General features: G+C 63.7%; 14 protein-coding genes and 1 other RNA gene. 6 read left to right on the plus strand and 9 right to left on the minus strand.

Translation table 11 applies throughout. The annotated features are described in order from the left end of the window. Positions 1–94: 94 nt before the first annotated feature. The 3 genes from recR to dnaX form a co-directional block, all read right to left on the minus strand. The gene (recR, locus tag APH30_RS00005; protein ID WP_009683911.1) at positions 95–697 is read right to left on the minus strand and encodes a recombination mediator RecR; all 603 of its coding nucleotides are present in this window, start codon (positions 695–697) and stop codon (positions 95–97) included. 172 nt (positions 698–869) lie between these two features. After that, positions 870–1,205 (minus strand): YbaB/EbfC family nucleoid-associated protein, encoded by a 336-nt coding sequence (locus tag APH30_RS00010; RefSeq protein WP_003254305.1) that lies wholly within the window; start codon positions 1,203–1,205, stop codon positions 870–872. A gap of 64 nt (positions 1,206–1,269) precedes the next feature. Further along, a complete protein-coding gene (gene dnaX / locus APH30_RS00015) occupies positions 1,270–3,327 on the minus strand; it encodes a DNA polymerase III subunit gamma/tau (protein ID WP_054911334.1) in 2,058 nt (685 codons plus the stop codon). A gap of 120 nt (positions 3,328–3,447) precedes the next feature. On the opposite strand from dnaX, the gene APH30_RS00020 reads away from it, so the two are divergent. The 3 genes from APH30_RS00020 (at position 3,448) to APH30_RS00030 (ending at position 4,816) form a co-directional block, all read left to right on the plus strand. Then, positions 3,448–4,221, plus strand: coding sequence for a transporter substrate-binding domain-containing protein (locus APH30_RS00020; RefSeq protein WP_054911335.1), 774 nt, complete (start codon positions 3,448–3,450; stop codon positions 4,219–4,221). A 187-nt stretch (positions 4,222–4,408) separates the two neighbouring features. Then, positions 4,409–4,603 (plus strand): hypothetical protein, encoded by a 195-nt coding sequence (locus APH30_RS00025; RefSeq protein WP_054911336.1) that lies wholly within the window; start codon positions 4,409–4,411, stop codon positions 4,601–4,603. 33 nt (positions 4,604–4,636) lie between these two features. Continuing rightward, a complete protein-coding gene (locus APH30_RS00030) occupies positions 4,637–4,816 on the plus strand; it encodes a hypothetical protein (RefSeq protein WP_009683917.1) in 180 nt (59 codons plus the stop codon). Between the two features lie 15 nt (positions 4,817–4,831). On the opposite strand, the gene APH30_RS00035 is transcribed toward APH30_RS00030, so the two are convergent. Continuing rightward, entirely contained in the window at positions 4,832–5,320 is a 489-nt protein-coding gene (locus APH30_RS00035) for a DUF2938 domain-containing protein (RefSeq protein WP_054911397.1), read from the minus strand. A gap of 82 nt (positions 5,321–5,402) precedes the next feature. Between APH30_RS00035 and APH30_RS00040 the strand changes: the two genes are divergently transcribed. After that, positions 5,403–5,822, plus strand: a complete 420-nt coding sequence (locus APH30_RS00040) for a helix-turn-helix domain-containing protein (RefSeq protein ID WP_009683919.1) — start codon at positions 5,403–5,405, stop codon at positions 5,820–5,822. A gap of 28 nt (positions 5,823–5,850) precedes the next feature. On the opposite strand, the gene ffs is transcribed toward APH30_RS00040, so the two are convergent. The 5 genes from ffs to APH30_RS00060 form a co-directional block, all read right to left on the minus strand. Then, an RNA gene (gene ffs, locus APH30_RS27400) (signal recognition particle sRNA small type) lies at positions 5,851–5,947 on the minus strand. A gap of 253 nt (positions 5,948–6,200) precedes the next feature. Next, positions 6,201–8,531, minus strand: a complete 2,331-nt coding sequence (gene ligA / locus APH30_RS00045) for an NAD-dependent DNA ligase LigA (protein WP_054911337.1) — start codon at positions 8,529–8,531, stop codon at positions 6,201–6,203. A gap of 204 nt (positions 8,532–8,735) precedes the next feature. Beyond that, positions 8,736–9,629, minus strand: a complete 894-nt coding sequence (zipA, locus tag APH30_RS00050; protein WP_054911338.1) for a cell division protein ZipA — start codon at positions 9,627–9,629, stop codon at positions 8,736–8,738. A gap of 205 nt (positions 9,630–9,834) precedes the next feature. After that, the gene (gene smc / locus APH30_RS00055; RefSeq protein ID WP_054911339.1) at positions 9,835–13,323 is read right to left on the minus strand and encodes a chromosome segregation protein SMC; all 3,489 of its coding nucleotides are present in this window, start codon (positions 13,321–13,323) and stop codon (positions 9,835–9,837) included. A 3-nt stretch (positions 13,324–13,326) separates the two neighbouring features. Further along, complete coding sequence (locus APH30_RS00060) at positions 13,327–13,986, minus strand: GntR family transcriptional regulator (RefSeq protein ID WP_009683923.1); 660 nt, start codon at positions 13,984–13,986, stop codon at positions 13,327–13,329. Positions 13,987–14,254: 268 nt separating this feature from the next. Here APH30_RS00060 and xdhA point away from each other — a divergent pair, with 268 nt between their 5' ends. Both xdhA and xdhB read left to right on the plus strand, forming a co-directional pair. Beyond that, positions 14,255–15,709, plus strand: coding sequence for a xanthine dehydrogenase small subunit (gene xdhA, locus APH30_RS00065; protein WP_054911340.1), 1,455 nt, complete (start codon positions 14,255–14,257; stop codon positions 15,707–15,709). Next, complete coding sequence (gene xdhB, locus APH30_RS00070; protein ID WP_054911341.1) at positions 15,702–18,101, plus strand: xanthine dehydrogenase molybdopterin binding subunit; 2,400 nt, start codon at positions 15,702–15,704, stop codon at positions 18,099–18,101. Before xdhA ends, xdhB begins: the two co-directional genes overlap by 8 nt. The last annotated feature ends 124 nt before the right edge of the window (positions 18,102–18,225 follow it).

Below are 18,225 nucleotides of genomic sequence, written 5' to 3' on the forward strand. Positions count from 1 at the left end.
GCTTGTAGCTTGTAGCTTGTAGCTTGTAGCTTGTAGCTTGTAGCTTGTAGCTTGTAGCTTGTAGCTTGTAGCTTGTAGCTTGTAGCTTGCAGCTTCAGAGCGAAATCGGCCGCCGCCCGGCAAAGGCATGGGCCAGTGTCCCGCCATCCACCAGTTCGAGCTCCCCGCCCAGGGGTACACCATGGGCGATGCGCGAGGCCACCAGGCCTTTTTCATTGAGCAGTTGCGCGATGTAATGCGCCGTCGCCTCGCCTTCCACGGTCGGGTTGGTCGCCAGGATCACCTCGGTAAAGGTACCCTGCTCTTCGATCCGCGCCATCAGTTGCGGAATGCCGATGGCCTCCGGCCCCAGGCCGTCCAGTGGCGACAGGTGGCCTTTGAGCACGAAGTAACGGCCGCGGTAGCCGGCCTGCTCGACCGCATACACATCGGTCGGCCCTTCAACCACACACAACTGGGTGTCGTCACGCCGCGGGTCAGCACACTGTGGGCACAGGTCCTGCTCGGTCAAGGTGCGGCACTGCCGGCAATGCCCTACCCCTTCCATGGCCTGGGTCAAAGCCTGGGCCAGGCGCAGCCCCCCGCTACGGTCACGCTCGAGCAGTTGCAGGGCCATACGCTGGGCGGTTTTCTGGCCTACACCTGGCAAGATGCGCAGGCCGTCGATCAATTGGCGGATAAGGGGGCTGAAGCTCATGGGGAAGGCCTGACAATTCAATAAGGGGCGGTTTATACCCAGCGGGGGCAGTGGCGTCAAATCAGCCTCCGGGTGGGAGCGCGCCGGGTCAAGAATAATGACCGCGGCGGCTGCGAGTACGCACAAAAAAAACCGCCGCTGGTGTCAGCGGCGGTTTTCGAGGGCGCATGCCTTAGAACGGCATCTTGAAGCCCGGCGGCAGCTGCATGCCGGCGGTCATGCCGCCCATTTTTTCCTGGCTGCTCTGCTCCACCTTGCGCACTGCATCGTTCAACGCAGCGGCGATCAGGTCTTCCAGCACTTCCTTGTCATCTTCATCGGTCGACATCAGGCTCTGGTCGATGCTGACGCGCTTGACGTCGTGACGACCGGTCATCACCACGCTCACCAGGCCGCCACCAGACTGGCCGGTGACTTCGGCGTTGGCCAGCTCTTCCTGCATTTTCTGCATTTTTTCCTGCATCTGCTGGGCCTGCTTCATCAGGCCGGCCATGCCACCTTTCATCATGGGGGTATACCTCGATTGGGTCATTTGATGCGGCCCGGCGCCGGGCCGGCCGCAGGGTTATCCGTTACTGGCCCTGGTTGGCCAGGGCTTCTACAGGCTCAATAGTATCCTGCCGCACCTTGGCACCGAACAACTTGATCATCTGCTGGATCAATGGATCCTGCTCGATCGAGGCGACGGCGCCCTGCTGACGCTCGGCCCGCTTGCGCGCGGCGGCCTGGGCCGGGGTTTCCTGCTCGGGCAGCACCAGTTCGATGCGCAGGTTCAACGTGCGCCCCAGATGCTGGTTGAGCGCCTCGTTCAGGCGCCGCTGCTGGGTCGTGTTGAACAGCGCACCCTGGCCTGGGTCCAGGTGCAGCAGCCAGTCGTCGCCATCAGCGGCAATCAGCGTACAGTTTGCTGCGATGTTGCCTGTCATACCGGAGACAGGCAACTGTGGGAATAATTCCAGCCATTGCAGGGCCAGACCGGTGGCCGGCTTGGCGGCTGGCAACGGAGCAGGCGCGGGCGCAGGGGCTTCTTCCTGAACGTGTTCGGCTAACTCGTCGAGGTAGCTGAAGCCAACCGGATCGCTTTCGCCGCCATAGTAGTCTTCGTCCAGCGGCGGCTCGTCGTCCCGGTCCATGCCAACGGCGGCGTAGGCAGACGGGTCGAAAGGCGGCTCGTCATGCACGGCAGGCGCGGCCGTAGGGGTCGGCCGCGGGGCTGACGCGGGCTCGGCAACAGGCTCTGCAACAGGCGCGCTGGCCGGGGCTGGGTCCTCCCACGGCAGGTCGACCACCTCGGCGACGGGCTCAGGCACCGAAATGGCCTCGACTTCGGCCCTCAGCTCGGCGTCTGCGGGCAGCTCGGGCTCATGGTCCACCGTGGCTGGCGGCGGCACTACCAGCGGCGCGGGCGCAGCGGGCGCAGCGGGCGCAGGCTCGGCGGCGGGCGGCGGCACGGCAGGCGCAGGGGCTGCCACCGGGTTTGCAGGATCAGCTGTGGCCTGGCTGATCCCCACTGGCTTTAGCACCGGTTTCGGCGCGTCGTCGGTGTCGGCCGGGCGGAAGGCGAGCATTCGCAACAAGACCATCTCGAAGCCACCACGCGGGTCCGGCGCCAGCGGCAGGTCACGCCGGCCGATCAGGCCCATCTGGTAATAGAACTGCACATCCTCGGCCGGTAATGCCTGGGCCAGCGCCAGCACCCGATCACGGTCGCCCTGGCCGTTGTCCACTGCCTCGGGCAGCGCCTGGGCGATGGCTACACGGTGCAGCACGTTGAGCATTTCCGCCAGCACGCCAGCCCAGTCCGGCCCTTGCTCGGCCAGGTTGCGCACGGCCTCCAGCAGGGCCCGGGCATCGCCCTCGAGCAGCGCCTGCAGCACCCCATAGACCTGCCCTTGGTCGAGGCTACCGAGCATGGCCCGCACATCGGCGGCCAGCACCTTGCCTTCGCCGAATGCGATGGCCTGGTCGGTCAGGCTCATGGCGTCACGCATGGAACCGTCGGCGGCGCGGCCCAACAGCCACAGGGCATCTGCCTCGAACGGGACGTTCTCCGCAGCCAGCACATGGCTGAGGTGCTCGACCACCCGCTCTGGGCTCATGTTCTTCAGCGAGAACTGCAGGCAACGCGACAGGATGGTGGCCGGCAGCTTCTGCGGATCGGTGGTGGCCAGGATGAACTTGACGTACGGCGGCGGCTCTTCCAGGGTCTTGAGCAAGGCATTGAACGAGTGCGTCGAGAGCATGTGCACTTCGTCGATCAGGTAGACCTTGAAGCGCCCACGGCTGGGCGCGTACTGCACGTTATCGAGCAGTTCGCGGGTGTCTTCGACCTTGGTACGGCTGGCGGCGTCGATTTCGATCAGGTCGACGAAGCGGCCCTCGTCGATCTCCCGGCACACCGAACAGGTGCCGCAGGGCGTGGAGGTGATGCCCGTCTCGCAGTTCAGGCATTTGGCGATGATACGGGCAATGGTAGTCTTGCCCACGCCACGAGTACCCGTGAACAGGTAGGCATGGTGCAGGCGCTGGTTGTCCAAGGCATTGATCAAGGCCTTGAGCACATGGGTCTGGCCGACCATTTCGCGGAACGAGCGCGGACGCCATTTACGTGCAAGAACCTGATAACTCATCGAAAAACCATCGTAGCCTGATCGAGCGGAAGATCGCTAATGCTAGCGGAGCGGGGGCAAAATTGCACCCTGCGCAGCTCGTCTAAGCTATGAATCGGGCGCCTGTTGTCCAGGGAGGAGATGCTTTTGCGAAAACTGCTGGCCTTGCTGTTGGTCTGGGCTACCCAGAGCGTGGCAGAACAGCCGGTGCTGCGTTTTTCCGTGGCTGAAAGCTGGAGCATGCCGCTGGTGCGGATTGAAGATGACCAGCCGGTTGAGGGCCTGGTCTATGACCTTGTACAGGCGCTGGCCAGGGAAGCAGGGGTACGCCCGCAGTACCACGTGATGGCCAGGCTGCGCTTGCAGGAGGCCATGAACAGCGGTGACATTGATGTGCGCTGCTACGTCAGCACGCAATGGTTCAATGACCGCCCGGGGGACTTTGTCTGGAGCATCCCGCTGTTTCACCAGCGCGACGTGCTGGTGGGGCGCCTTGGCGACAGCAACCCGGTCGCAGCAGAGCAACTGCCGCCCCAGGCCATCGGTACAGTGCTGGGGTACACCTATCCAACCTTGCAACCCCTGCTGGACCAAGGCCGGCTGAGTCGCGAAGACAGCCGCAGCCAGCTGCTGGTCCTGCAGAAACTGCAAGCCCACCGCTATCGCCATGCAGTGAGCAACGAGTTGTCGCTGCAGTGGTTCAACCAGGGGCAGCCGGCAGCTCGGCAACTGCAAGTGCTGGCAGTGCTGGAGGAGCAGGACCTGGGGTGCATGGTGCGCAACGACCCGGCGATACCCACACAAGGGCTGCTGCGAGCCTTGGTGCGGCTGAAGCAGACGGGGGAAATCGAGCGGATCCTCCAGCGGTATGCGGGGATGGGCCGTAGCGGCAACCCGTCTGTCGCTCGCCCGTGAAACAGAAGCGCTGGTGATGTACAGAGGCTGCAAGCCAGCACGCTCCCTGTGGTCGCTGGCTTGCAGGCGATCTACGGTGAAGCTGGTGCCTATACCGCGTCGCCTGTTTCGCGGGCACGCCCGCTCCCACAGGGTATTGCGACCGATTCGAGCTCGCGTGCTGCCTGTGCCATGGACTACAACATGCTTGCTTCAGGATGACCGCGAACACCTCGAACTTGAGAAGTTACAAAGTGAAGGCCGCAAGCTAGGCGCCGAGACGCAGAAATTCGTGGCAGAAGCGCGTAAGCTCAGACAAGAAGCACTTTGGTATCCCATAGCAACTGGCTCAGCGGTTGTAACGACCATCGTTGGCATCATGGCGCTGGCCAGCAAGCTGTGAGTTTTAGATCGATCCAGTAACAAGGAGTCGCTAATGCGCTTCACTCCCCCAAGTCACACTGAAAACGCACGAAGTGAAGCGGAGGCATTCGCCGAGGAAATGCGCAAGCTCAGAACATCCTCCCCCTGGACAGGCGTGCTGCTGTTTTACCTTGGCGCCCTCTCTACAGCGCTCATGCTGATTGCCGGCATTTTCATCCTGCGCTCGCTCTGACCGCCTGGCCTGTCCTCACACCGAGGCCCGCAGCCCCGCACTCAGGAACAACCCCACACCAAACACAAAATGCGTAGCCAGGCTCTTCACGCAGTTACGCGCAGGCGCCGGTGTCCTCGACGCAAAGAACCCTGCCCCCAACAACGGCTGCATGAGACACAACGGCGCAACGGCCGTGCCCACACCGAGCGCTACCGCAGGCAGCAAGGTAGGCGCCATCAACCATCGTTCCCCCACAAACCCAACCAGCAATATCGCGAACAGCACGCCGACGGCGTAATGAATCCCCCACCCCAACACCTGCTCATGCCGCACCGGCTCAGCCCTGGCAATCGCCTGATGCCGCACCCGCCCATTCAGCAGATGCCCCGCCCAACGCCCGACCATAGCGAAACTCAAGGTGGCAACGCCAAAGCGCCTCAGCAACAGGCCCCACATGTCCATCACTACCGTAGCACCGATACCAATCGGCAAGGCCGCTGAAAACATCGCAGTCAACGTCATTGAAAAATCCCCCATAGATTGACTGTCATCACCACGCCACGCAGCATAGAAGTTGAAGCCAGCTTTAAGTCAAGGACCCAAAATGGACATAGCCGACGTTGCCAAACGCACGGGCGTACCCGCCTCGACACTGCGTTACTACGAGAAGAAAGGGCTGCTCAAATCGCTCGCTGCACACGGCCAGCGGCGCCAGTTCGCAGCCGATGTGACCGACCGCTTGGCGCTGATCGCCTTGGGCCAGGCTGCGGGGTTTTCGCTGGATGAGATGGGAGCGATGCTGGTGAATCTGCAGGTCGACCGGCAGAAGCTGCTACTCAAAGCCGATGAACTGGATGCACGGATCAGGCGCCTACAGGCGATGAGCAAAGGCTTGCGACATGCGGCGCAGTGCCCTGAGGAGGATCATCTGGCCTGCCCTAAATTCCAGCGACTGATGAAGCTGTCGGCGGTGGGAGCATTGGGCGAGAAGCAGGACAGAAAGAAGGCGTTCGCAGCAGATTGAGGTTTTCCGACCCCGGAAATGGAGGCGGCCCCACCAGCCACACCCCGGCACTCGATGTTCCCGCTATGGCTGCTCCCTTCCGGGCCTGACCAGGTTAACGGGTAATCAATGCGGGGGGACCGATGGGGCCACCACTACATGCCTCGCTGAGCAGCGAGTGGCGCCATTGTACCGGTCTTGGGGGCAGATACAACCTCTGGGAGCAGAAAAAGTCATCATTTCTCAATGACTTGTCTGGGTTGGGGTGGCGCTGCAGGCGAGACTGGCGCGAGGCCTGTGGGAGCGGGCGTGCCCGCGAAGCAAGCTACGCGATGGGTGGCACCGGCTTTGCCGGTGTTCGCGGGCATGCCCGCTCCCACAAGTGGCGCGCGCAGGGACTTAAATAGTGATGCCCTGCTCGGCCAGGAACGCGACGAAGGCCTCTTCGTCCAGCACCTTCACGCCCAGCTCGCTGGCCTTGGCCAGCTTCGATCCAGCCCCCGGCCCTGCGACCACGCACTGGGTCTTGCCCGACACCGAACCGGCCACCTTGGCGCCAAGGCTTTCCAGCTTGTCCTTGGCCACATCCCGGCTCATGCGCTCCAGGGTACCGGTCAGTACCCAGGTCTGGCCGGCCAGCGGCAAACCTTCGGCGACTTTCTTCTCGCTGGTCCAGTGCATGCCGAACGCCAGCAACTGCGCCTCGATCGCGCGCGCCAGTTTCTGGTTGGCCTCATCCTTGAAGAATTCACGCACCGCATCCGCCTGCTTGGCCGCCAGTGCCTGGCGCAGGTCAATGCCGTCGGCAGCGATGATCTTGTCCAGGCTGTCGAGCTTGGCTACCAGTTTCTCGGCACCGGTTGGGCCTACCGAAGCGATGTCGAGCTTGGCGATCATGCCGGCCAAGCTGGTGCTGGCCGCGAATTCGGCGGCCAACTCGCCTTCGTCCTGCAGGTGCATGCCGCTATCGAGCAACTGCTGGATAACCTTCTGGTTGTGTTCGTCTTCGAAGAAGTTGTGAATCTCGTAGGCGACCTCAAGGCCAATGTCCGGCAGATACGTCAGCACCTGCGGCAAGGCCTGCTGCACGCGCGCCAGGCTGCCCAGCGAACGGGCCAGCACCTTGGCCGTCTCCTCACCCACATCCGGTATGCCCAGCGCATAGATGAAACGCGCCAGGCTCGGCCGCTTGCTGGCTTCGATGGCATCCAGCAGTTTGCGGGTGGACACCTCGGCGAAGCCTTCCAGGCCGACCACCTGCTCGAACTGCAGCTTGTACAGGTCAGCCGGCGAGCCGATCAGGCCTTCGTCCACCAACTGCTCGACGCTTTTTTCGCCAAGCCCGTCGATGTCCATGGCGCGACGCGACACATAGTGAATGATCGCCTGCTTGAGCTGCGCACCACAGGCCAGGCGGCCGACACAGCGGTACACCGCCCCTTCGCTGGTGGTCTCCTTGCCCTTGCTGCGCTTGACCAGCTGGGTGCGCTCGACTTGCGAGCCACACACCGGGCACTCGCTTGGCACGGCAACCGGGCGAGCATCGTCCGGGCGACGCTCCAGCACCACCTGCATCACCTGCGGGATCACGTCGCCGGCCCGGCGGATGATCACCGTGTCGCCAATGCGCAGGCCCAGGCGGGCGATTTCGTCCATGTTGTGCAGGGTGGCGTTGGACACGGTCACGCCCGCCACCTTGACCGGTTTCAGGCGCGCCACCGGGGTGACCGCGCCGGTACGGCCGACCTGGAACTCGACGTCCAGCACCTCGGTCAGCTCTTCCATGGCCGGGAACTTGTGGGCGATTGCCCAGCGCGGTTCACGGGCGCGGAAGCCCAGCTCACGCTGGGCGGCCAGGCTGTTGACCTTGAATACCACACCATCGATTTCATACGGCAGGCTGTTGCGCCGCTCGCCGATGTCGCGGTAGTAATCCAGGCACTCTTCGATCCCTGCCGCATGCTTGAGCTCGCGGCTGATCGGCAGGCCCCATGCCTTGAGCTGTTCAAGGATGCCGATATGGCTGTCGCCGATGCTGGCAGACAGCTGACCGACGCCGTAGCAGCAGAACTCCAGCGGGCGGCTGGCCGTGATTTTCGAATCGAGCTGGCGCAGGCTACCGGCAGCCGCGTTGCGGGGGTTGGCGAAGGTCTTGCCGCCGGCTTCGGCCTGGGCTGCATTGAGGCGGTCGAAGCCGGCCTTGCTCATGTAGACCTCGCCACGCACTTCCAGCACCGCGGGCCAGCCCTCGCCGTGCAACTTCAGCGGAATGTTGCGCACGGTGCGTACGTTGGCGCTGATATCTTCGCCAGTGGTGCCGTCGCCGCGCGTGGCACCCTGCACCAGCAGGCCGTCGCGGTACAACAGGCTAACGGCCAGGCCATCGAGCTTGGGTTCGCAGCTGTAGTCAACCGCGCCCGGCTGATCGAGGCCGTCCACCACACGGCGGCCGAACTCACGCAGGTCGGCTTCCTCGAAGGCGTTGCCCAGGCTGAGCATGGGCACTTCATGGCGCACCTGGCTAAAGGCCGACAGGGCTGCACCGCCGACGCGCTGGGTGGGCGAGTCGGGGGTAACCAGGTGCGGGTGTTCGGCTTCCAACGCCTTGAGCTCGTTGAACAGGCGGTCGTATTCGGCGTCGGGCACACTGGGCTCGTCGAGCACGTAGTAGCGGTAGTTGTGCTGGTCGAGTTCGGCGCGCAGTTCGTGGATACGGGTTTCGGCGGTCATGGGGTTTGTCTTCTCTTGCAAAGCAAAAGAGCAGCCTGGGGTGGTGGCTGGGGTCTGGACTAGCGATGCCTGCCCCGGCCCTGTCGCCGGCAAGCCAGCTCCCACAGGAAATTGTGGGAGCTGGCTTACCGGCGACAGGGCCGGAACAGGTAACAACACCCGAACCGACCCGCACGCCCTCAGGCTGCTCTTTCGTTGGATCTGTCAGCGCTTCTGGGTCAGCGCACGGCGCTCGAACTCGACGATGCGCTGGCGATAGTGCTCGATGGTCTGGGCGGTCAGCACGCTGCGCTGGTCGTCCTTGAGCTCACCGTTCAGTTCATGTGCCAGCTTGCGCGCGGCCGCCACCATCACGTCAAAGGCCTGCTTCGGATGACGTGGGCCAGGCAGGCCGAGGAAGAAGCTCACCGCACGGGTGCTGAAATGGTCGATGTCGTCCAGGTCGAACACACCAGGCTTGACCGCATTGGCCATGGAGAACAGCACTTCGCCGTGGCCGGCCATGCTTTCGTGGCGGTGGAAGATGTCCATTTCGCCGAAGCGCAGGCCGCTTTCAAGAATGTTCTGCAACAATGCCGGGCCCTTGAAGCCACCCTCGTCGCGGGAAATGACGCTGATGACCAGCACCTCTTCGGCCGGTGGCAGCTCCTTGACGCTGCTGCTGGCAGCGGGCGCCGGGTTGCCACGGGTATTTTCGGCGGCGAAGTCGTCGTCGCTGTCGGTGAACAGGTCGGGCTCGCGCGGCTCGGCGCTCAGGCCCAGGTCGCCCTGCTGCACATCGGCCGCGGTTGTGGCGCGCTTGCCACGCTTGCTGGCCTTGGCCGGCTTTGGCTCGCGTTCGCGGTCACGCGCCGAGGCGCTGAGCGAAGGCAGGTCGCTTTCGTCCAGTTCCGGTTCTTTATGGGTATCCAGTACCCGCGACGGGCCGAGTACTTCGGCACTGCCGCCCTCTTCGTCCGGCAGGTTGGAATAACTGCGGTCCAGACGGAATTTCAACTTGCCTTTGCCGCCGCGCATGCGGCGCCAGCCGTCGAAAAGAATACCGGCAATGACAATGATGCCGATGAGGATCAGCCACTCGCGCAGACCGATTTCCATGTAATCCCGTGCCTCTATAAAAATATGCTTGAAAACAAAGGGTTCAAAGCCCTTTAACACGTGGCGCCAACTCTATGTTCTGACAGGCGTTTTACCCACGCAATAAACGAGTGACATTAAGCTAGCACGACCAAAGACAACTTTACACCGTCTGTCGCACATGACGGGGGCATTTCGTTGGAGAAAGTGCCCGCATCGTCGCACATCACGCATCGACCATGGCCATGGCGGCCTCCACATCAACTGCAACAAGACGTGAACAACCGGGTTCATGCATGGTTACCCCCATCAGTTGATCGGCCATCTCCATCGCAATCTTGTTGTGGGTGATGTAGATGAACTGCACGCTCTCACTCATTTCCTTGACCAGGCGCGCGTAGCGCCCGACGTTGGCATCGTCCAGCGGCGCATCGACTTCGTCGAGCATGCAGAACGGTGCGGGGTTCAACTTGAAGATGGCAAACACCAGCGCCAATGCGGTCAGTGCCTTTTCGCCGCCGGACAGCAGATGGATGGTGCTGTTCTTCTTGCCCGGCGGTCGCGCCATGATCGTCACCCCTGTATCGAGTAGATCTTCGCCCGTCAGTTCCAGATAAGCGCTGCCACCACCGAAAACTTTTGGGAAAAGTGCCTGTAATCCGGCATTTATCTGATCAAAGGTATCCTTGAAGCGGTTGCGGGTTTCCTTGTCGATCTTGCGAATGACGTTTTCCAGGGTCTCCAGCGCCTCCACCAGGTCGGCGTCCTGGGCATCCAGGTAGCGCTTGCGCTCGGATTGTTGCTCGTACTCCTCAATGGCGGCGAGGTTGATCGCCCCCAGGCGCTGGATACGCGCCTCGAGTTGCTCCAGCGCCTGTTCGGTGCCCTGCTCGCTGGCATCGGCCTCCAGGGTGGCGAGCACCCCTTGCAGGTCGTAACCGTCGGCCAGCAGCTGCTCCTGCAGGGTCTTGCGCCGCACATCCAGGCCTTGGCACTCCAGCCGCAGCTGCTCCAGCTGGCCGCGCAACAACAGCGCCTGCTGCTCGGCCTGCGTGCGGCGCTTCTCGGCCTCGCGCAATTCGCGGTCGGCTTCGTCCATGTGCAGGCGCGCCAGGCGCATTTCCTCGTCAACACTCATGCGCAGTTCCAGCAGCGCTTCGAGCTTCAGGCGCAACTCCTCCTGTGGCGCCTCGCCCTCCTCCAGGTTCAGGCTCAGTTGCTCCTGGCGCTCGGTCAGCCTTGCTGCTTGCTGCTCCAGGCGCTCCAGGGCCTGGCGGGTGGAGTCATGCTGCGCACGCAGCGAGCCCAGCCGCACGGCCAGCTGGTGGGCGTGATCCTTGTGCTGGCGGGCCTCCTGGCGCACCCGGTCGAGGCTTTCGCGCAGGGCGTCGCGGCCGGCCATCAATTGCTCGCGCTGCTCGGTGTCCTGGGCCATCAGCTCCACCGCCTCTTGCAGCAACAAGCGGGCTTCGCCCAGTTGTTCGTGCTCAAGGGCGCGCTGTTCTTCCAGTTCGGCCAGTTCTTCCTGCAAGCGCCGGCGGCGCAGCTCGACCTGTTCGGCGCGCGCACGGCTGGCCGAGAGGCTGGCTTTCAGTTCACCGTGCAGGCGGTTTTCTTCCTGGCTGCGGCGCCGCAGTTGCTCGCGCTGTTCTTCCAGGTCCAGCTGCTGCTCGCGCAGGGTTTGCAACTGTTGCTCAAGCTGTTCCAACGCCGCTTCCTGCTGCAGTTGTTCCTGGCCCAGGCGGTCGATTTCCTGGCCACGCGCCAGCACACCGCCTTCGGCCTCACCGCCACGGCGCACCCGCAGGAAGTGCCGGCCAACCCAGTAGCCATCGCGGCTGACCAGGCTCTGGCCGTCGCCAAGCGCTGTGCGCTGCGCCAGCGCCTGGGCCAAGTCTTCGACAGGCTTGACCTGACCCAGCCAGGGTGCCAGATCAACACGGCCTTCGACCTTTTCCAGCAGGCTGCCGGGCAACGACGCGCTGGCATCGCTGGCCTGCAGCAAGCGCAGCTCGCCTTGTTCCAAACCGGCAAAATCGAGGCCGTTGAAATCGTCCACCAGCACGGCCTGCAGGTCAGCGCCGAGCACGGTTTCTACGGCAAGCTCCCAGCCCGGTTCAACCCGCAAGCCTTCGGCCAAGCGTGGCTGTTGCTGCAGGCCCTGGCCCTGCAGCCAGTCTGCGGCGCCCGCCCCCGGCTCCAGGGCTGCCTGCTGTAACGCTTCCAAGGATGCCAAGCGGCCGCCCAGGCGCTGCAGGTCGCCCTGCGCCTGCTGCTGGGCCTGGGTAGCCTGCTGCAACTGCCCGCGCGCGCTTTCCAGACCCTCGACCACCTGTTCTTCGGAGAGCTGCAGTTCTTCCAGCAACATTTCGCTGCTGGCCAGCTGCTCGGCCAGATCCAGCAGGGTGGCGTCCTGCGGATCGCTCCCCAGTTGCTCGCGCTCTTCGCCCAGCTTGCGCTGGCGCTCGGCCTGGCGCTCCAGGCTGGCTTCCAGCTGCTGCAGGCGCGCCTGCTGCACTTCGGCCTGGCGGCGCGGTTCGGCAGAGCGGCTGTTGAAGCTGTCCCACTGCTCTTGCCAGCCGTGCATGGCCAGCTCGGCCTCTTCCAGCGCCGCCGCAGCTTCTTCGGCGGCGCCCAGGGTCATTTCCTGCTCGGGTTCGAGCATGGCCAACTCTTCGCCCAGGGTCGCCAGCAAGGTGCGGTCATGCCCCAGGTGCGACTCGGTTTCCAAACGGGTGCGCTCGGCCTCCTTGAAGTCGTCCTGCAACTGGCGCAGGCGCTGCTGGCCGTGCTGGATACTCTGCTCGACCCGGGCAATGTCACCGGCCACCGAATAGAAACGGCCCTGCACCTGGTTGAACCGCTCGGACAACTCGTGATGGCCGTCACGCAGGCGCTCGATGCTGGCATCGGCGTTGCGCTGCTCGGCCACCAGTGCCTCGTGGGCCACGCCCTGGTCACCGATCACCGACTCGCGCTGGCGTACCCGCTCGTCCAGGTCGCGCCAGCGCAAGGCCGACAGCTGCGCTTTCAGCTGGCGCTCCTGCGCCTTGTACTCACGGTACTTTTCCGCGGCCTGGGCCTGGCGGTGCAGGCGCTCGAGCTGGCGTTCCAGTTCTTCACGCAGGTCGGTCAGGCGTGCCAGGTTTTCCTGGGTGCGGCGGATACGGTTCTCGGTTTCGCGGCGGCGCTCCTTGTATTTGGAGATGCCGGCGGCTTCCTCGATGAAATTGCGCAACTCTTCGGGCTTGGCCTCGATCAGCTTGGAGATCATGCCCTGTTCGATGATCGAGTAGCTGCGCGGCCCCAGCCCGGTGCCGAGGAAAATGTCGGTGATGTCGCGCCGGCGGCACTTGGTGCCGTTCAGGTAGTAGCTGTTCTGCCCGTCGCGGGTGACCTTGCGGCGGATGGAAATTTCGGCGTACGCGGCATACTCGCCGACCAGGGTGGTTTCGCTGTTGTCGAAGACCAGCTCGATGCTGGCCTGGCTGACCGGTTTGCGCCCACTGGAGCCGTTGAAGATGACGTCGGTCATCGATTCGCCGCGCAGGTTCTTCGCCGAGCTCTCGCCCATCACCCAGCGCACCGCGTCGATGATGTTGGATTTGCCGCAGCCGTTGGGGCCGACCACGGCCGCCATGTTGCTGGGGAAATTGACCGTGGTCGGGTCGACGAACGACTTGAAGCCGGCCAGGCGAATGCATTTGAGGCGCATCGGTCAGCCTCGGGCCAGTGCCGCCAGCACCAGTTCGCAGCTGCGCTGGCAGTAAGCGGTAAGCACCTCGCGAATGTGCGGCAGGTCACGGGCGACCACCGCTTCGAGCAGGCGGGCGAACAGGTCGAGGTAATCGATCATGTTGGCCTGGCGTTGGTCCAGCGCCAGGTAATAGGCACGGCTCATGGCCGGCTGCAGGTTTTCCACGGTTTCCTGCAAGAAGGGGTTATCGGCAAACGGATAGGCAGCGCGCATCACCGCGAAGCTGTCACCGACGAAAGCCTTGATGTCCAGCCGGTCGTGGGCGCGCTGCAGCCGCTGCTGAATCTCCAGAAACGGGCGCAGGTCGGCTTCGGTGCGCCATTTTTGTGCAACCGCATTGCCCAGCAGGATATAGAACTCGCCCATCAGCGCGCACAGGCTGCGCACGCTGCGTTCGTCCAGCTCGGTGACATGGGCACCGCGGCGCGGCAAGATCGCCACCAGGTGGCGGCGTTCGAGAATCAGCAACGCCTCGCGCACCGAACCGCGGCTGACATTGAGTGCCTGCGTTACCTTTTGCTCCTGAATGCGCTCGCCGGGCGCCAGCTCGCCGCGGATGATGCGTTCGGCCAGGTAATCGGCAATCTGCTCGGAGAGGCTGTCCGGGGCCTTGAACGTCATGGTTTTCCTTCAAAATCATTGAACTGGGCACAAGGGGCGAAGTGTAGCGCACTTGACCATTGGTCGCGCAGAGGGGGCAGGCGGTTTATTTGACCCAGCAGACAACCGCGGGCCCGGCGCGATCTATGCTTGCAATATGGGCAATGAACAGGGTTGGGCGAGACCATGCGCAATTTCTTGACCCTTGGGTCAGAAAAATATTGACCTGCTGGACAGGTGTTGCTTAGAGTCCGCCCAACAACAATAAAACCATTGCGAGGCCATCCCCGTGATCCAGTTTCTCGTCAATCAGGAGCTGCGTAGTGAGCACGCCCTGGACCCTAACATGACGGTGCTGCAGTACCTGCGCGAGCACCTGGGCAAACCCGGCACCAAGGAAGGCTGCGCCAGCGGTGACTGCGGCGCCTGCACCGTGGTGGTCGGTGAACTGACCCAGGACGCACAGGGCAACGACAGCCTGCGCTACCGCAGCCTCAACTCGTGCCTGACCTTCGTCTCGTCGCTGCATGGCAAGCAGCTGATCAGCGTCGAGGGCCTCAAGCACCAGGGCCAGCTGCACAGCGTGCAGCAAGCCATGGCCGACTGCCATGGGTCGCAATGCGGGTTCTGCACACCCGGCTTCGTGATGTCGCTGTTTGCCCTGCAAAAGAACAGCGACGGCGCCGACCTGCACCAGGCCCAGGAGGCCCTGGCCGGCAACCTGTGCCGCTGCACCGGCTACCGGCCGATCCTCGACGCCGCCGAGCAGAGCTGCCGCCAGCCTTGCCGCGACCAGTTCGATGTCCAGCAGGCGCATACCATCAGCCGCCTGAAGGCCATTGCCCCCACCCAGACCGGTGAACTGAACAGCGGCGACAAGCGCTGCCTGGTGCCACTGACCGTGGCGGATCTTGCCGAATTGTACAGCTCGCACCCAGAGGCGCGGCTGCTGGCCGGCGGTACCGACCTCGCCCTGGAAGTCACCCAGTTCCACAAGACCCTGCCGGTGATGATCTACGTGGGCCACGTCGCGGAACTCAAACGCATCGAGAAAACCGCCAGCCACCTGGAAATCGGCGCTGCAACCCCGCTCACCGACTGCTACGGCGCCCTGAACGACGAGTACCCCGACTTCGGCGCCCTGCTGCACCGCTTCGCCTCGCTGCAGATCCGCAACCAGGGCACCCTCGGTGGCAACATTGGCAATGCCTCACCGATTGGCGACTCGCCACCCCTGCTGATCGCCCTGGATGCGCAGGTGGTGCTGCGCCAGGGTGAGCGTCAACGGGTGATGCCGCTGGAAGACTACTTCATCGACTACCGCATCACTGCCCGCCAGGACAGCGAGTTCATCGAGAAGATCATCGTGCCACGCGCCAGCCGCGACTGGGCGTTCCGTGCCTACAAGGTATCCAAGCGCCTGGACGACGACATCTCCGCCGTGTGCGGCGCTTTCAACCTGAGCATCGAGGACGGGGTGGTCAGCGGTGTGCGCATCGCCTTCGGCGGCATGGCAGCGATACCCAAGCGCGCGCGCGCCTGCGAAGCCGCGCTGCGCGGCAAACCCTGGAACGCGGCGGCCATCGAGCGTGCCTGCCAGGCCCTGGCCGAAGACTTCACCCCGCTCAGCGACTTCCGCGCCAGCAAGGAATACCGCTTGCTGACTGCACAGAACCTGCTGCGCAAGTACTTCATCGAACAGCAATCGCCGCACATCGAAACCCGGGTGACCGCTTATGTCTAACCACCATGTAGCCAAGAGCCAGGCCGAGATGGCCGAACTGTTCAGCCAGCACCTGACCACCGGGGTTGGCCGCAGCGTCAAGCACGACAGCGCCGACAAACATGTCTCCGGCGAGGCGCTGTACATCGACGACCGCCTGGAATTCCCCAACCAGCTGCACGTCTATGCCCGCACCGCCGACCGTGCCCATGCGCGCATCCTGCGCATCGACACCACGCCGTGCTATGCCTTCGAGGGCGTGCGCATCGCCATCACCCACGAAGACATCCCTGGCCTGAAGGACATCGGCCCGGTGGTGGCGGGTGACCCGCTGCTGGCTATCGACAAGGTCGAGTTCTTCGGCCAGCCGGTGCTGGCCGTGGCTGCACGCGACCTGGACACCGCACGCAAGGCGGCCATGGCCGCAATCGTCGAGTACGAGGACCTGGAGCCGGTGCTGGACGTGGTCGACGCGCTGCGCAAGCGGCACTTCGTGCTCGACAGCCACACCCACCAGCGCGGCGATTCCGCCAGCGCCCTGGCCAGCGCCCCGCACCGCCTCCAGGGCACCCTGCACATCGGTGGCCAGGAGCACTTCTACCTGGAAACGCAGATTTCCTCGGTGATGCCTACCGAAGATGGCGGCATGATCGTCTACTGCTCCACGCAGAACCCCACCGAAGTGCAGAAGCTGGTCGCCGAAGTACTCGACGTGCCGATGAACAAGGTGGTGCTGGACATGCGCCGCATGGGCGGCGGCTTTGGCGGCAAGGAAACCCAGGCCGCCAGCCCGGCCTGCCTGTGCGCGGTGGTGGCGCGCCTGACCGGCCAGCCGACCAAGATGCGCCTGCCGCGGGTCGAAGACATGACCATGACCGGCAAGCGCCACCCGTTCTACGTCGAGTACGACGTGGGCTTCGATGAGAATGGGCGCCTGCATGGCATCAATCTGGACCTGGCCGGCAACTGTGGCTATTCGCCCGACCTGTCTGGCTCGATCGTCGACCGCGCCATGTTCCACTCCGACAATGCCTACTACCTGGGCGATGCCACCGTGCATGGTCACCGCTGCAAGACCAACACCGCCTCCAACACGGCGTACCGCGGCTTTGGCGGCCCGCAGGGCATGGTTGCCATCGAACAGGTGATGGACCACATTGCCCGCCACCTGGGCCGTGACCCCCTGGCGGTGCGCAAGGCCAACTACTACGGCAAGACCGAACGCAACGTCACCCATTACTACCAGACCGTCGAGCACAACATGCTCGAAGAGATGACCGCCGAGCTGGAAGCCAGCAGCGACTACGCCGAGCGCCGCGAGTCGATCCGCCGCTTCAACGCCAACAGCCCGGTGCTGAAGAAAGGCCTGGCCCTGACCCCGGTCAAATTCGGCATTTCGTTCACCGCCACCTTCCTCAACCAGGCCGGTGCGCTGATCCACATCTACACCGATGGCAGCATCCACCTGAACCATGGCGGCACCGAAATGGGCCAGGGCCTGAACACCAAGGTGGCGCAGGTGGTGGCACAGATCTTCCAGGTGGATTTCAGCCGTATCCAGATCACCGCCACCAATACCGACAAAGTGCCCAACACCTCGCCCACGGCCGCCTCGAGCGGTGCCGACCTGAACGGCAAGGCGGCGCAGAACGCGGCCGAGATCCTCAAGAAGCGCCTGACCGAGTTTGCCGCACGGCACTACCAGGTAACCGAGGAAGACGTCGAGTTCCGCAACGGCCATGTGCGGGTGCGCGATCAGATCGTCAGTTTCGAGCAGCTGGTGCAGCAGGCCTACTTTGCCCAGGTGTCGCTGTCCAGCACGGGCTTCTATCGCACGCCGAAGATCTACTACGACCGCAGCCAGGCCCGTGGCCGGCCGTTCTACTACTTCGCCTTCGGCGCTGCCTGTGTGGAGGTGATCGTCGACACCCTGACGGGTGAATACAAGATGTTGCGCGCCGATATCCTGCACGATGTCGGTGACTCGCTGAACCCGGCCATCGACATTGGCCAGGTAGAGGGCGGTTTCATCCAGGGCATGGGCTGGCTGACCACCGAGGAACTGGTGTGGAACGCCAAGGGCAAGCTGATGACCAACGGCCCGGCCAGCTACAAGATTCCGGCAGTGGCCGACATGCCACTGGACCTGCGCGTGAAGCTGGTGGAAAACCGCAAGAACCCGGAAGACACCGTATTCCACTCCAAGGCCGTGGGCGAGCCGCCGTTCATGCTCGGCATTGCCGCCTGGTGCGCGATCAAGGATGCCGTGGCGAGCCTTGCCGATTACCGCGTGCAGCCGAACATCGACGCGCCGGCAACGCCGGAGCGGGTGTTGTGGGGGTGTGAGCAGATGCGAAAGGCGGTGGCCCAGCAGCACCCGTCTGAACAGGAATTGGAAACCGTCACCCACTGACAACGCAAGGCCCTGTAGGAGCGGCCTTGTGTCGCGAAAGGGTCGCGAAGCGGCCCCAAGATCTTGGCTACTGCATAGATTGTCGGGGCTGCGGTGCAGCCCTTTCGCGACACGAGGCCGCTCC

It is taken from the genome of Pseudomonas sp. NBRC 111127 (genome assembly GCF_001320345.1).
GTDB classification, from domain to species: Bacteria; Pseudomonadota; Gammaproteobacteria; order Pseudomonadales; family Pseudomonadaceae; genus Aquipseudomonas; species Aquipseudomonas juntendi.

Excerpts from the sequence above, each read along its gene's own strand:
- recR (WP_009683911.1), bottom strand. The coding sequence starts at position 697 with ATGAGCTTCAGCCCCCTTATCCGCCAATTGATCGACGGCCTGCGCATC.
- APH30_RS00010 (WP_003254305.1), bottom strand. The coding sequence starts at position 1,205 with ATGATGAAAGGTGGCATGGCCGGCCTGATGAAGCAGGCCCAGCAGATG.
- dnaX (WP_054911334.1), bottom strand. The coding sequence starts at position 3,327 with ATGAGTTATCAGGTTCTTGCACGTAAATGGCGTCCGCGCTCGTTCCGC.
- APH30_RS00020 (WP_054911335.1), top strand. The coding sequence starts at position 3,448 with ATGCTTTTGCGAAAACTGCTGGCCTTGCTGTTGGTCTGGGCTACCCAG.
- APH30_RS00030 (WP_009683917.1), top strand. The coding sequence starts at position 4,637 with ATGCGCTTCACTCCCCCAAGTCACACTGAAAACGCACGAAGTGAAGCG.
- APH30_RS00035 (WP_054911397.1), bottom strand. The coding sequence starts at position 5,320 with ATGACGTTGACTGCGATGTTTTCAGCGGCCTTGCCGATTGGTATCGGT.
- APH30_RS00040 (WP_009683919.1), top strand. The coding sequence starts at position 5,403 with ATGGACATAGCCGACGTTGCCAAACGCACGGGCGTACCCGCCTCGACA.
- ligA (WP_054911337.1), bottom strand. The coding sequence starts at position 8,531 with ATGACCGCCGAAACCCGTATCCACGAACTGCGCGCCGAACTCGACCAG.
- zipA (WP_054911338.1), bottom strand. The coding sequence starts at position 9,629 with ATGGAAATCGGTCTGCGCGAGTGGCTGATCCTCATCGGCATCATTGTC.
- smc (WP_054911339.1), bottom strand. The coding sequence starts at position 13,323 with ATGCGCCTCAAATGCATTCGCCTGGCCGGCTTCAAGTCGTTCGTCGAC.
- APH30_RS00060 (WP_009683923.1), bottom strand. The coding sequence starts at position 13,986 with ATGACGTTCAAGGCCCCGGACAGCCTCTCCGAGCAGATTGCCGATTAC.
- xdhB (WP_054911341.1), top strand. The coding sequence starts at position 15,702 with ATGTCTAACCACCATGTAGCCAAGAGCCAGGCCGAGATGGCCGAACTG.